The 15052-nt window shown below is 33.0% G+C and carries 14 protein-coding genes and 1 pseudogene; 3 read left to right on the forward strand and 12 right to left on the reverse strand.

Annotation, left to right across the window (positions count from 1 at the left end):
* Positions 1–2 precede the first annotated feature (2 nt).
* From ACXQH5_RS12265 to fdaB, 3 genes are all read right to left on the reverse strand, one after another.
* Positions 3–338, reverse strand: a complete 336-nt coding sequence (locus ACXQH5_RS12265; protein WP_000451438.1) for a winged helix-turn-helix transcriptional regulator — start codon at positions 336–338, stop codon at positions 3–5.
* Positions 339–426: 88 nt separating this feature from the next.
* Complete coding sequence (locus tag ACXQH5_RS12270) at positions 427–1686, reverse strand: UDP-N-acetylglucosamine 1-carboxyvinyltransferase (RefSeq protein ID WP_000046610.1); 1260 nt, start codon at positions 1684–1686, stop codon at positions 427–429.
* 465 nt (positions 1687–2151) lie between these two features.
* Positions 2152–3012 (reverse strand): class IIb fructose-bisphosphate aldolase FdaB, encoded by an 861-nt coding sequence (gene fdaB / locus ACXQH5_RS12275; RefSeq protein WP_001131841.1) that lies wholly within the window; start codon positions 3010–3012, stop codon positions 2152–2154.
* Positions 3013–3229: 217 nt separating this feature from the next.
* Here fdaB and ACXQH5_RS12280 point away from each other — a divergent pair, with 217 nt between their 5' ends.
* Positions 3230–3751: a DUF2529 domain-containing protein gene (locus ACXQH5_RS12280; RefSeq protein WP_000036008.1), complete on the forward strand. Its 522-nt coding sequence runs from the start codon at positions 3230–3232 to the stop codon at positions 3749–3751.
* Between the two features lie 108 nt (positions 3752–3859).
* Here ACXQH5_RS12280 and ACXQH5_RS12285 read toward each other — a convergent pair whose 3' ends face one another.
* The 3 genes from ACXQH5_RS12285 to ACXQH5_RS12295 all read right to left on the reverse strand — a co-directional run bounded on the left by ACXQH5_RS12285 (position 3860) and on the right by ACXQH5_RS12295 (position 7308).
* Positions 3860–5470 carry a CTP synthase gene (locus ACXQH5_RS12285; protein ID WP_000159964.1) on the reverse strand — a complete coding sequence of 537 codons (1611 nt, stop codon included), beginning with the start codon at positions 5468–5470 and terminating at the stop codon, positions 3860–3862.
* 335 nt (positions 5471–5805) lie between these two features.
* The gene (rpoE, locus tag ACXQH5_RS12290) at positions 5806–6336 is read right to left on the reverse strand and encodes a DNA-directed RNA polymerase subunit delta (RefSeq protein ID WP_000701488.1); all 531 of its coding nucleotides are present in this window, start codon (positions 6334–6336) and stop codon (positions 5806–5808) included.
* 111 nt (positions 6337–6447) lie between these two features.
* Positions 6448–7308 (reverse strand): GNAT family N-acetyltransferase, encoded by an 861-nt coding sequence (locus ACXQH5_RS12295; protein ID WP_001040736.1) that lies wholly within the window; start codon positions 7306–7308, stop codon positions 6448–6450.
* Positions 7309–7719: 411 nt separating this feature from the next.
* Here ACXQH5_RS12295 and coaW point away from each other — a divergent pair, with 411 nt between their 5' ends.
* Positions 7720–8523 (forward strand): type II pantothenate kinase, encoded by an 804-nt coding sequence (gene coaW / locus ACXQH5_RS12300; RefSeq protein ID WP_000862728.1) that lies wholly within the window; start codon positions 7720–7722, stop codon positions 8521–8523.
* A gap of 129 nt (positions 8524–8652) precedes the next feature.
* Here coaW and ACXQH5_RS12305 read toward each other — a convergent pair whose 3' ends face one another.
* From ACXQH5_RS12305 to ACXQH5_RS12315, 3 genes are all read right to left on the reverse strand, one after another.
* Entirely contained in the window at positions 8653–9324 is a 672-nt protein-coding gene (locus ACXQH5_RS12305) for a DUF2750 domain-containing protein (protein ID WP_000120545.1), read from the reverse strand.
* Positions 9325–9721: 397 nt separating this feature from the next.
* Positions 9722–10915: an L-aspartate--L-methionine ligase LdmS gene (gene ldmS, locus ACXQH5_RS12310; protein WP_000183707.1), complete on the reverse strand. Its 1194-nt coding sequence runs from the start codon at positions 10913–10915 to the stop codon at positions 9722–9724.
* Positions 10915–12099 carry a M20 family metallopeptidase gene (locus tag ACXQH5_RS12315; protein ID WP_001291502.1) on the reverse strand — a complete coding sequence of 395 codons (1185 nt, stop codon included), beginning with the start codon at positions 12097–12099 and terminating at the stop codon, positions 10915–10917. The genes ldmS and ACXQH5_RS12315 overlap by 1 nt, the downstream gene beginning before the upstream one ends.
* A 310-nt stretch (positions 12100–12409) precedes the next feature.
* On the opposite strand from ACXQH5_RS12315, the gene ACXQH5_RS12320 reads away from it, so the two are divergent.
* The gene (locus tag ACXQH5_RS12320; RefSeq protein ID WP_000164421.1) at positions 12410–12880 is read left to right on the forward strand and encodes an S-ribosylhomocysteine lyase; all 471 of its coding nucleotides are present in this window, start codon (positions 12410–12412) and stop codon (positions 12878–12880) included.
* A 151-nt stretch (positions 12881–13031) separates the two neighbouring features.
* Here ACXQH5_RS12320 and ACXQH5_RS12325 read toward each other — a convergent pair whose 3' ends face one another.
* The 3 genes and pseudogenes from ACXQH5_RS12325 to ACXQH5_RS12335 form a co-directional block, all read right to left on the reverse strand.
* Positions 13032–13382, reverse strand: a complete 351-nt coding sequence (locus ACXQH5_RS12325) for a DoxX family protein (protein ID WP_001024035.1) — start codon at positions 13380–13382, stop codon at positions 13032–13034.
* Between the two features lie 13 nt (positions 13383–13395).
* A complete protein-coding gene (locus ACXQH5_RS12330; protein ID WP_001242305.1) occupies positions 13396–14697 on the reverse strand; it encodes a pyrimidine-nucleoside phosphorylase in 1302 nt (433 codons plus the stop codon).
* A 279-nt stretch (positions 14698–14976) separates the two neighbouring features.
* Positions 14977–15052, reverse strand: a pseudogene (locus tag ACXQH5_RS12335) (deoxyribose-phosphate aldolase); the annotation flags it as partial.

Here is a 15052-nt window from a genome sequence, read left to right on the forward strand (position 1 = left end):
AATTATTTAGCAGTACGTTGATCTGTTAAATCGACATATGATTGCGCCCATGCTTCAATTGGATGTAAAGCCTCTGCTAACGCTTTACCTTTTTCAGTTAGTACATAAATAATTTGTACTGGACTCGTAGAAATGATTTGCTTCTCAACTAACTCCCATTGTGCAAGCTCTGACAACTTAAGACTTAAAGCACGTGGCGTTATTGTTTTCAAATCTCTTTTCATATCGGAAAAGTGTGCTGAACAGTCATTACATCTTGAGAGATAATTAATGATTAATCCATTCCAACTTCTACCAAGTATTTTAAAAGTTTCTTCGAGATACGGACATACTTCCATCATCTTCACCTCTCATCAATAAATTTAGAATGTAAACGAACACCCTTTTTTAATCAGTATAATTATTATACCACAAAACAAGATAAATCTATACAGTTTCCGTCCAAATATCTGCACCTAAAGCTTTTAAATGTTCTACAATATCTGTATAACCTCTATAAATATGTTTAACATTGTAAATTGTAGTTACACCCTCAGCAATTAAACCAGCAATAATTAAACAAGCTCCTGCTCTTAAATCGCTAGCATAAACTTCAGCACCATGTAATGTTGATGGTTTTATCGTTGCTGTGCCTTCGTCAACTTCAATATTTGCACCCATGCGCTTTAATTCTTCAACATGTTTAAAACGCTCCGGATAAATCGTATCAGTTACAAATGAAGGACCATTTGCCATAAATAATAATGGTGTAATAGGCTGTTGCAAATCAGTAGCAAAACCTGGATATACTAGTGTTTTAATATCAACAAATTGATATGGTGCATTATTATTGATGCGAATTCTTTCGTCTCTTACATCAACATTCACACCTAATTCACTAAATTTAGCAGTTAATGTTTCTACATGTTTCGGAACAATATTATTTAATATAACATTTTCTCCACATGCTGCAGCGATACACATATATGTGCCTGCTTCAATTCTATCAGGTATAACTTGATACTCAGAACCATGTAATTCTTTGACACCATTGATTTTAATTGTTGATGTACCCGCTCCCTTAATATTAGCTCCCATACTTGTTAAGAAGTTAGCAACATCAACTACTTCCGGTTCTTTAGCAGCATTTTCAATTACAGTTTGTCCTGTTGCATAAACTGCAGCTAGCATAATGTTAATTGTTGCACCTACGCTAACCATATCTAGAAAAATATGTGTACCTTTTAACTCTTTAGCTTCAATTTTCATTGATGTCGTACTTGATTCATCAATTTCAGCACCTAAAGCTTTAAATCCTTTAATATGTTGATCAATTGGACGTGGCCCAAGTGGACATCCTCCCGGTAAACCAATCACACATTTTTTAAATCTACCTAACATGGCACCCATCATATAGTATGAAGCACGTAATGATTCAACTTTATTATTTGGTAATGCAGCATTTTGTATTTCAGTTGTATCAACTTCTAATTCCGTACCATTTAGTGAAGCCTTAATATTTAAATCTTCTAATAAACTCACTAAAGTTTTAACATCAGAGATTTGCGGTAACCCTTCTAATTTCACATGTCCTTGAGCTAATAATGTTGCAGGAATGATAGCTACAGCACTGTTTTTCGCGCCACTGATATTAACTTCCCCATTTAGTGTGCGTCCACCTCTTATTTTTATTACCTCTTGAGCCATATCATTTATCTCCTTTGTCCATTACTTTTTAATTTTTTGCATTATTAGCATTATAAATTAATTTTACTTTATTTGTAAAATAGTTTATTTTAATCGTTAAAATCTTGTCTTTCTATTTTCGATCGATTAATAACAAATCATTCACCTTTACTAATATATGCTGTTCTTCCCCACTTGACCATGGTCTAAAGTCTGATTATTCAACTAAATATTGACGTTGTTTTGACAATTATTTAGTTTTAATTCTACGATTTGCACGTAAACTTTTTTCATAAATTGCTCATTTTCCTTATAATTATATCACAATCAATTTTGGTATATTTTACCATTTTTACGCTTTCACTTTAAAATCAAACTGTTTTATTTATTACTTATACAACATAAAAAAGAAGCAAACACCATTTTGTCTGCTTCTTTTAAAATTAATATCCCTACGTTATTAATAACTTAAAGACTAAATATTAATTATTTAGCGCGGTTTGAAGTACCGAACTCTTTAATTTTACCTTTAACTGTTTCTTTGATAGCTTCACGAGCAGGTCCTAAGTATTTACGAGGATCGTAAACTTCTTTGTCGTTATTTAAAACGTCACGAACTGCTTTTGCTGAAGCGATTTGGTTTTCAGTGTTTACGTTAATTTTAGCTGTACCAAATGGAATTGCTTTTTGGATATCTTTAGTTGGGATACCAGTACCACCGTGCAATACTAATGGTAAACCAGTAGATAAACCGATTTCTTCCATTTCTTTAAATCCTAATTTTGGTTCACCTTTGTATGGACCATGAACTGAACCTAATGCTGGCGCTAATGCATCGATACCAGTTTTTTCAACTAGTTCTTGACATTCTTTAGGATCAGCATAAATGATGCCATCTGCTACAACATCATCTTCTTGTCCGCCAACAGTACCTAATTCAGCTTCTACAGAAACACCTTTTTCATGAGCGTATTCAACAACTTTTTTAGTTGTTGCAACGTTTTCTTCGAATGGGCTGTGTGATGCATCGATCATTACTGATGTGAAACCAGCATCGATAGCTTCTTTACATTTTTCAAAGCTTGAACCATGGTCTAAATGGATTGCTACAGGAATAGTGATGTTTAAGTCATGCATTAACCCTTCAACCATTTTAACAATTGTGTAGAAACCGCTCATGTAACGAGCAGCACCTTCAGAAACACCTAAAATTACAGGTGCATTTTCTTCTTGTGACGCTTCTAAAATTGCTTGAGTGAATTCTAGGTTATTAATATTGTATTGACCTACCGCATAACCATTTTCTTTTGCATCAATTAACATTTCTTTCATTGAAACTAAAGGCATGAAAGTTCCTCCTTGAGTGCTTACGCACGTATTTTTCAAAGTAATTATATCAAAAAAATAGCGTCAATGCATTGAAATACTGCAGATTAAATGTGTATTTTTTGAAAAATGCGATAGTTATACTAAATGCAAACGTATACATTTTTATACAATTTAAGTCGTTGCATAATATGTAGTCATTAATTACAATATTTTATAAGTAGATTGGAGGATAAAGATGTCAAAAATCTTAAACACACAACTGATAGGTATCTTTAATAGATTAGAAAAACAATCTTTAGAAATTCAAATGGCCGCGCAATGTTTAATTCAAGCAATTGGTGGCGAAGGTTATGTTTATGTAAAAGGTTACGATGATTTACAGTTTTTCGAAAGTTTCATTCTACATAGTGATGAGCGTTTAAAATCTAGCCGAAAGCTTGACGCTATTAAAGACTTTAACGAAATTGACTCAACTGATCGTGTATTATTATTCGCACCATTTTATAATGAGCAAGTTGCATTAGATATTCAAAAACTCATCGACTTAGATATCGATGTAGTCTTAATAAGCAACAAACCTAAAACAGATGATTTCCCTGATCATCTCGTGCATTTTATCGATTTATCTACACCAAGACCTATAGTCTATACTGAAGATTACGATAAGATTGTCCAGCCACATGCGATGGCATTGAATTATGTATACTATGACATTTATACACAAATGATTGAAATGACAAGAGACTTAGAATTATAAAAGTCACAATTGTTATTTAATACCTTGTCACTAACATAATATTAAAATTATGCGAAAAACCGGTACTTTCAATGTTTAACAATGAAAGTACCGGTTTTATTAGCAAATTTATTTATTTTGTTGATATTTTAATGAAGCTTCAATAAATGATTTAAAAATCGGGTGCGGACGATTTGGTCTAGATAAGAATTCTGGGTGGAATTGACAAGCAATAAAGAAATCATTTGTCGGAATCTCTACCATTTCCACTAAACGTCCATCTGGACTTGTACCAGAAATCACCATACCATTCGCTTCTAATTGTTCTCTATAGTCATTATTAAATTCATAACGATGACGATGTCTTTCTTCAATTTCCGCTTTACCATAAACATCTTGTGCCAATGTGCCTTCTTTAATTGAACATGGATATAAGCCTAAGCGTAATGTACCACCTAAATCTTCGATATCTTTTTGTTCTGGTAATAAATCTATAATTGGGTATGATGTTGCAGGGTCTAATTCAGCTGAATGTGCGCCTTCAAGGCCTAATACGTTTCTTGAAAATTCAACTGTTGCAAGTTGCATACCTAAACAAATACCAAAGAATGGTACATTGTTTTCTCTAGCATACTTAATTGCACTAATTTTACCTTCACTTGCACGGAAACCAAATCCACCTGGTACTAAAATACCGTCGACATCTGCAAGGTATTCGGCCGCATTTTCATCTGTAACTTCACTTGAATCAATCCATCTAATATCAATATCTTTAGCGAAAGGATATCCGGCATGTTTTAATGATTCAACTACAGATAAGTATGCATCTTGTAAGCTAACATACTTACCAACTAAACCAATTGTAATTTTACCATCTAAATTATTAACGATATCTAACAACTGTTTCCATTCATCAAGCTGTGTTTCATATTTCGCGTTTAATTGTAAACGTTTAATAACGATATCATCCATATTTTGTTGGCTTAATTGTAACGGAATTTCGTATAAAGAGTCTGCATCACGACATTCAATAACACTTTCTTTATTAATGTCACAGAATAATGCAATTTTATCTTTTAAATCTTGTGTCATTTCATATTCAGTTCTTACAACGATTAAGTCTGGTTGAATACCTAAGCCTCGTAATTCTTTAACACTATGTTGCGTTGGCTTCGTTTTCATTTCTCCAGCAGCTTTAATATAAGGTAATAGTGTACAGTGAACATACATAACGTTTTCTCTACCTAAATCACTGCGAATTTGGCGAATCGCTTCAATAAACGGTAATGACTCAATATCACCTGTTGTACCGCCAATTTCAGTGATAACAACGTCTGCATTCGTACTTTCCCCTGCAAGTAATAAACGTTCTTTAATTTCATTTGTAATATGCGGAATAACTTGAACTGTTCCGCCTAAGTAATCACCACGACGTTCTTTTTTCAATACGTGTGAATACACTTTACCGGCTGTTACATTTGAAAACTTGTTTAAATTAATATCAATAAATCTTTCGTAATGTCCTAAGTCTAGGTCAGTTTCTGCACCATCATCCGTTACGAATACTTCACCATGTTGATAAGGACTCATTGTACCTGGGTCAACATTTAAGTATGGATCGAATTTTTGAATTGTTACATTTAGACCTCTATCTTTTAATAATCTACCTAGAGAAGATGCTGTAATACCCTTCCCTAATGATGAAACTACGCCACCTGTTACAAAAATAAATTTTGTCATGTCTTGACCTCCTAATTATTAAAGGGAATGCTTCCTCATCAATTGTAAAAATTACGTAAAACATAACATTTGAGTAAGCTCATTCAAGTTGTTTATTTGTCGAATTCGACAAAATTAAATTCTGTTTGCTTACCGTTTCCATACTGCTATGTCACTATGTATATCATTTACAACTTTGATTATTGCGTTATCATTTCTTGATTTACTCAATTAAATAAAAAAACGCTCCCTCTCACAAATTTTGTAAGGGGAGCGTATAAATTTTATACACGTGTCCTATTTAAAGGAGCCCGAATAAAATTTTATCATCTTTCAACTAAAAGTCAAACAAAAAATTATGCTTTGAAGTCTTCTTCGTCTTCAAAATCTTCTTCGTCTTCATCTAGTTCATCTTCATCTTCTTCAATGACTATATCCGAATGATTGATTTCTTCTTCAACTTGCTCATCTTCAGGATCATTTAATTCTTCTTGATCATCAGTTTGAGCTGGAATATCGTCATCATCATCCATTTCATCTTCACCCAATAATTTTAAGTTTTGATCTTCTTCATCATCGGCGTCTAAAATATCAAATTTTTGAATTGTTGGTGCAATTTTCTCTTCGATATCATCTACTGAGTACCAGTCACGTAATCCCCATAAGTTTTCACCAACATTTAAAAAACGTCCATCTGTATTTAAATCTGTGTAAAATTGTACAACACGAGTTTCAATTTCCTCATACTCATAATCACCTAATGCTCTAAATTCATCGATGATATCATATAAGTTCATTGTTTCACCTTTATCATTCAATAATGTATAAGCCATATCAATAAATGATTTTTCATCAACCATTTGTTTTGTATAATCTTGAATTTTCATTGCCCAATACTTCCTTTCGAAGGATATAATCTAAATTTATACGTCTGAATTCATTTATATATAGTAACAAAACTAAATTATAAATGACAATATCATATTTCGCAATCACTGTTAGTAATTTAAATATTTTTCGAAAACGACATAATCATCAGTTTGTTCGATTTCAACGAAATTACTATTTAGACATAATGGTTTAAAATCATTATTCTCTCCAAACAGAATCATCGTAATCACATTAAGGTTGTCATAGTTTTTTCTTAAGTAAGTAGGCAATTGTCGAAGTGCACTTGAACCAATACCATTAAAGCGATATGATTTATCCACTTCAATAGCAGCAATGTTCATGCGTTCACCAATCTGCTCCAATGCGATAAAGCCAACCTTTTGGCCATCAATCATTAAATTAATGATATGTACATTGGTCACTTCTGAACGACTTTCTTCTTCAAGCTTTAATGACGAAACATGTTTTGAATCTAAGTCCAAGTAATATAATCGTTCTTTGCCAATTGGCCCTTCTTCTTTAGTCGCTGTATGCATGAATCCAGCACGTTCGTATAGGTTCCAAGCATTGTCATTTTCCGCATCTACTACTAGATATAGATGATTAAAATCAGGAAATACACCTTGAACATATTGCGGCAATGACATCATTATTTTCGTGCCATATCCAAAACCTTGATATTTTTCATTAATCGATAATGAACGAATATAAACGACATTTTCAGGTGTATCATAACCTTCATGCTGATAGTAACGATGTAATACAAAAAAGCCCACCACTTCATTTTTGTCGTTTATTGCTACGTTAGCAATCCTATCAGCATCATTAATTGCATCATCAATAACTTCTTTAGGTAAAGATGAATATATTTGTTGTCTTTCATTCAAGTCAAAATCATTAATTGCTGAACGATATTGTTCATCAAATGCTTTTAAAGTGATACCTTCAAAACAAAGTTCTTTAGCCATATATTTAACCCCTATCTTTTTATATATGAAGCATGAATCCCCATATTATTTTACTACGATACCATTATTTACTCTAAGTTAAATAAATTACTTATTTATATTTTTTAAGTTTTAAAATTAATGTGCTATTCCTCATTACTTATCATTTTAATCAGAAACTTACAAATACACTGCGTACGAACTACTTTTAATATTACGTCACTAATTAAAAATCCTATACAACTTCAAAATTCCTAGAAAATAATATATATAACTTAACGTCCACGTTTGTAATACATTAATTGCGATACGCTTACAATGTTGAAATACAATGGCATCAAATTTGTTAATAATTACTATTATTACTTGTTTTTTAGTCATTTTACTATACTATTATTTAAGGATAGACATTAATAATGAGGTGGGAATCTTATGAAAGTTGGCATTGACGCGGGCGGTACACTAATTAAAATCGTTCAAGAGCAAGATAACCAACGTACTTTTAAAACTGAATTAACTAAAAATATTGATCAAGTTGTGGAATGGTTAAACCAACAGCAAATTGAAAAATTATGCTTAACTGGAGGTAATGCAGGTGTTATTGCTGAAAACATCAACATTCCTGCACAAATTTTTGTAGAGTTTGATGCTGCATCTCAAGGACTAGGTATTTTGTTAAAAGAGCAAGGCCATGACTTAGCAGATTATATTTTTGCAAATGTTGGTACCGGTACGTCACTACATTATTTCGACGGCCAATCACAACGTCGTGTAGGCGGTATTGGTACAGGTGGTGGCATGATTCAAGGACTCGGTTATTTACTAAGTCAAATCACTGATTATAAACAGTTAACTGACATGGCACAACACGGAGATCGTAACACTATCGATTTAAAGGTTAGACATATTTATAAAGATACCGAACCACCCATTCCCGGTGATTTAACAGCAGCTAATTTTGGTCATGTACTACATCATTTAGATGCTGATTTTACACCTAGCAATAAATTAGCAGCCGTTATTGGTGTCGTTGGCGAAGTTGTTACGACAATGGCCATTACTGTTGCACGTGAATTTAAAACTGAAAATATCGTTTATATCGGTTCTTCATTTCATAATAATGCTTTATTACGCAAAGTTGTGGAAGATTATACTGTGTTACGCGGTTGCAAACCGTACTATGTTGAAAACGGCGCATTTTCAGGTGCTATTGGTGCATTATATTTAGGAAAATAGAAAAAGACCATTTATATGAGCGTTGTTTTAAATAAGCGCTATATAAATGGCCTTTTATTTTATGGTCTACGTGTTTTGAATACGTATTGTTCCATTTATTATCACTTAATTACTTACAACTCAATTCAATTAAAATGTAAGTTCATTAGACAATTTTTGCGCTGAAACAATTGTACCAACCACGCCAGTTTTTAAATCTATCGCAACGGCTTTATGATCATCTCTAAGTTCATCTAGCCATTCTCCGAAAACAGAACCTTCAATCGTAATTAAATCACACTCTTCAAAATCTTCATCTCGAACTTTTAACGCTCTGTTTTTAATACTCCATACAGGCATAATATGCGGCTTTTTTTCGTCGCTATCATTTTCACTAATGAGAATAAACTGCTTACTACCTTTTTTAGTTAAGCCGTATACTTCATCATATTTCGCTACATCTTGGACAAATTCTTTGATTCTAATTTTATCTAATTCCGTCATCACTTCTTGTGTAACAGCTACAACGTTTAGAAGATGCCCTTCTTCTTCCATTGTTTGATTCATAATAATATGGTCTTGTTCATCAAACAATTCATCTAATTCATAAGTAGCAAAACGATCAACGTCCATTTTTACAACTTTATCAAATGGAATATCACGACTTGTTAAAAATGATACGGCCACACTTTCTTCTGTCCAAACGCCTACATACGCTTCACTTTTATAATTTAGGCGTACTAGTTTTTTATTTTTAGAGGCGAAATAAATACATTCATTTATTAATATATCTCTAAAGAATAGATATGCTTTATAAGACATGCTTGACCCTCACTTTTTAAAATATGTCATACATAAAATAGTAAATGACTCCAACAAGATAGTCAATTAGACATATTATGAATTCAATTTAATGTCATGTTTTTCATTTTAAAAATTCAATAGCATTAAATTTTACGTATACACAAATTCGGTCTATAACACGAAACATATCTAGTTACTAAAAATTTCAAAACGATAACCTTTAATATACCTTTATCAACAAAATGGCAACTCTTATAACATAGTGAAATAACAGTCGCCATTTAATATTAGTATTACAAAGTATTGCCATATCATAAATTTAATTACTGTTGACTAGAATCGAAAAAACTTGTTACAAGCGCATATTCAGTCAACTACTGGCAACATAACATCGTAGCGCCTTATGTTCCGAACTCTAATAGTGTTCAAGTTCAGCTAAAAATGCGCGTTCATTCTCCAGTACTGTTTCTTTTGAATCTCCATGCCAAATACAGCCAAACCTTGATTTAACTTTATCTTCACCGTACCAATCACCATCATAATAAGATAACGGGTATAAACTACCTTCTTTGACATATTTCAAAATCGTATTGAAGAAATGTGTGTTATCACCTTTTGAATGATAACTATAAAACTTTTGATATCCTGAATTCAATTCATTAGCAAGTAATAACATGCTAGTTGAACCATTTTGTCTAAAGTTTAAATCAATCGCATAAACGTTATCATCCTCATCGACAAGTAAGTCAAAACCAGCCACACCAAAGAATCCTTGATTCACACCGTTTTCCATAATTTGTCTACCTGCTTCTATAACGTGCTCTGGTACATTAGTAGTATTTTCATTTCCGTTATAAAATCCGTACTTATCCGTTAATTGCGTTGCCGCACCAAGATATTGAATACCTAGCGATTCCGAGTATGCAAACTGAACGCAATAATTCGCTTTTTCTTCAATCTTCTGTTCGATAATAAGCGAATTCGTTTCAGCAGTTGCCTCTTTAATACGCGTTATCGCTTTTTGTAAATCTGCATCATGATAACAAATCATAACACCATAGCCACCTGCTGTCGGAAGATCATCTCCCGGCTTAATTACAAACGGGAATTCCCAATTCTTAATCTCGTTTTCGAATTGCTCAATTTTTACAACTTTTCTTTTTGGTAAAAACTTCCCATTTGTCCATTCAGGTATTCTTGCTTTATTATTTAAAGCAACAAATAACGTTTTATCTAATGCATAATATTGCTGATTCAAGATTGTTTCATCATGAATATATTGAAAATAAATCTTTTTATTTTCCTTATGTGCCAATTGTTTGATCAAGTTTTCGTAAGATTGCTGATTGTTAAATGTATAAGTTGAGTTCGGTACATCCTTACCAATAACTTGAAATAACTTATGCAATTTGTCTGTCGCACTAGCTTCGTGAACAATAACAGGTAATTGATTTGCTATTAATAACTCCCTACCAGTTAAAAAATTAGATTGATGTTCGTCCGGTTTCAACCATGGATTCGATATATACGAAGGTCTTGACGTATAGACAACATCTTTGTCATATAAATCACTTAACGTTAAGTTCGGCTCATTACCATTATTTGTCATTACTTCCCATTCCCTTTCAAATGCGCATGCTCTTCAATAATGTCTTGATAAACGTCTTGATTTGTAATTAACTCTAACCCCATCAACGCCATTATTTTAGCACCTTTAATTAATGCTTCATCACCATGTACACTCGCAGCTGCTTCTCTAAATCTATGTGTATGCCCTACTAAATTACGTGATCCAATTTTAATATGAGGATGTATTGTTGGCACAACATGACTTACGTTCCCTGTATCCGTAGAGCCATAACCAAAATCATCATCAATAACTGCTTCACCAACTTCTTCAGCATATTTAGCAAATAAATCATCTAATTTCGGCGTTTTAATGAATTCATTCACACCGTTTTGAATTGGACCAAATTCATAATCACAACCAGTCTGTATCGCAGCTCCACGTGCGATTTGATTTACTTTTTCTGTTAATATATCCAATTCTTTACGCGTCATTGCTCTAGTATAAAAACGAGCATGTGTATAGTCTGGAATAATATTAGCTGCTTTCCCGCCATCTAAAATCACACCATGCACACGTTGACCTTTTTTAATATGTTGTCGTAGTTGTGCTACACCATTAAAATAACTAATCATAGCGTCTAATGCATTTAACGCTTCATCTGCATTTTCAGAGGCATGAGCACTTTTTCCGTAAAATTTAACATCTAAAACATCCACTGCCAAAGTATCAATCGTTTTATAAGTTTCATTTCCCGGATGAATCATTAAGGCAATGTCTATTTGATCAATCACACCAGCCTTGACATAAGAAGCTTTAGCGCTACCATTTTCCCCACCTTCTTCAGCTGGACATCCGAGAACGACTACTTTACCCCCAATTTGGTCAATCACTTGCTTCAAACCAATTGCACCAAGCACACTTGCAGTTCCAATGATATTATGACCACAAGCATGACCCAATCCTGGCAATGCATCGTATTCTGCTAAAAAACCTATAGCTGGCCCGTCAAGACCCGAATCATATGTCGCTATAAACCCAGTTGCATGCCCAGCAATCTCGGTTTCAATTTCAAAATCATGTTCTTTCAAACGATCTATTAAAGTTCGAGACGCAAATATTTCTTCATTACCAAGTTCAGGACGTTCATGAATTCTATGACTAATTTCGATATAACTATATTTATTTGTTTCTATATAATCGAGAATTTGTTGTTTTTCACTCATTTTTTACTATCTCCCTTTTACCCTACACTCATTTTAATCATCCACAATATTTTGTTCTTTCAAAATGAATTATTACTTATTCTATCGGTTTTATCTCATGATGTCATCTAGTTTTTCTTTATTTACAAAATTTTCTAATAACTAAAAGCCTTTCATAAATTTATAAAACAGTTTCAAATTGTAAAACATAAGCCCTATTGTTACAATTTAAGTATTGTTAGAAACGCAACTTGCAACAAATTTAAGTTTAATAATGTAATGAATCATTCGCGTTTTATAGTTTTGAGTAGTTAATAGGAGGAAATTTAAAATGACAAAAATGAATGTTGAAAGTTTCAATTTAGATCATACTAAAGTGGTTGCCCCATTTATTAGATTAGCGGGAACGATGGAAGGATTAAACGGAGATGTCATTCACAAATATGACATTCGTTTCAAACAACCAAACAAAGAACATATGGATATGCCTGGATTGCATTCATTAGAACATTTAATGGCTGAAAATATTAGAAATCATAGTGACAAAGTCGTTGATTTAAGTCCTATGGGTTGCCAAACTGGTTTCTATGTATCATTTATTAATCATGATAATTATGATGATGTATTAAATATTGTTGAAGCAACTTTAAATGATGTGCTAAATGCTACTGAAGTGCCTGCTTGTAATGAAGTACAATGTGGCTGGGCAGCAAGTCATTCATTAGAAGGTGCTAAAACTATCGCTCAAGCATTTCTAGACAAACGAAACGAATGGCATGATGTTTTCGGTACAGGAAAATAAATCTTAGTCAATCAAGTTAATCAGAAAAGCAGTCGAACAATGATGTTACAATCGCCATTGTCCAACTGCTTTTTATTATGCTTCAAAATCAAAAAATCGAACAAATGAAAAAGTAAAATCTTTAACATTTGTCCGATTTATTTAAGAACCACTATAATTTCTTAATTAGTCCCATTAACACGAACTGCATAGGTAACCTTAAATATAGTTGCCATGTTGGCAATTGTTTATCTCCTAAAGGTAACTTTTTAACTGCCATATAGATATTAGCTGGGAATACAGCTAACAAGAATAGATTGATTGTATTTTTCAAGCATTGTGATGGTCTTTTAATTAAAAGCGCAAGTCCAAATAATATCTCAAAGATTCCTGTAACAAGAACCGCTGTTTTTCGAAGCGGCAAACATTTCGGTATGATATTTCTAAATTGTCGTTCTCGTGTAAAATGCAATACACCTATTACACTAAAACCTATTCCTAATAAATATCTTAGTATGTTCAATCAGCTTCAACTCCTACTCTGTAATGATTTTATGAATTAATGTAGGCGATACAACATGATCAGCAATTGTTATGCTTGAATCTAATTTTTCAACAACATCGTCTACATCTTGGCGATTACTGTGAATCGTTAATAATGATTCTCCTTCTTCTACTTTATCCCCAATTTTTTTATTTAAAACAATACCAACCGCTAAATCAATATCATCCTCTTTTGTTAAACGTCCCGCTCCTAACATCATCGAAGCGACACCTATATCGTTAGAGACTAACTCAGTCACATAACCTGATTTTTTAGCTTTATATTCGATTTGATATTGAGCTTGTGGCAAACGCTCTGGATGGTCAATAACTGTTTCGTCGCCACCTTGGTTTTTAATAAATGTTTTGAATTTTTCTAATGCTGCACCTGAATCAATTGCCTCAATTAGCAATGCTCTCGCTTCTTCAAGCGTTTCAGCTTTGTTTGCAAGTACAACCATTTGAGAACCTAATGTTAATACAAGTTCTGTTAAATCTTTCGGACCTTGTCCTTTCAACGTATCTATTGCTTCTTGTAACTCAAGCGCATTGCCAATCGCACGACCAAGTGGCTGATTCATATCAGAAATAATCGCCATCGTATTACGTCCCACATTATTACCAATACGTACCATTGCGTGCGCTAATGCTTCAGCATCTTCTAATGTTTTCATAAATGCACCGCTACCAGTTTTTACATCTAATACAATTGCATCTGCACCAGCAGCAATCTTTTTACTCATAATTGAAGAGGCAATTAATGGTATTGAATTGACAGTACCAGTAACATCCCTTAAGGCATATAATTTTTTATCTGCAGGAGTTAAATTTCCTGATTGTCCTACAACTGCCACTTTATTTTCATTAACCAATTTCACAAATGTTGCTTCATCTATTTCAACATGAAAACCATCAATTGCTTCTAATTTATCAATCGTACCACCTGTATGACCTAATCCACGCCCACTCATTTTTGCAACAGGAACATCTACAGCTGCTACTAATGGTGCTAAAACCAATGTAGTTGTATCTCCTACACCACCTGTTGAGTGCTTATCTACTTTGACACCTTTAATATCACTCAAATCTATCATATCACCAGAATTAACCATAGCCATCGTTAATGCTGCACGCTCATCATCATTCATATCTTGGAAATAAATCGCCATTGCTAAACTTGATGCTTGGTAATCAGGAATATCCCCTTTAACATAGCCGTCAATAAAGAAATTAATTTCTTCCGTTGTTAGTGTATGACCGTCACGCTTTTTCTCAATAATGTCTATCATTCTCATTTTTATCATCCTTTTCTTAAAAAGCTTAGGACAAAGCATTTGCGCTTTCTCTAGTCCATTTTTAAAAGCACAAGCGAAAATTATTATAGCAAGCTATCGATTTCATTTTTAATATCACAATTTCAATGCGATGTTATTATTCTTAAATAGATTGGTTATAACGTCAAAGTCCCTATTAAATTATCCTAGAATCATCATGGCATTTATGATGTCTTAAAGCTGATATCGACATACTTATATATGGTTACGATGTCCCATGCTTACATGTTTTTTATAAAATTAGTAATCTGAATCTGCTTCTAAACCTTGCATAATTTGAACGCCTGCGCTCGCACCAATACGTGTCGCACCTGCT

Source organism: Staphylococcus sp. SA22 (assembly GCF_054165785.1).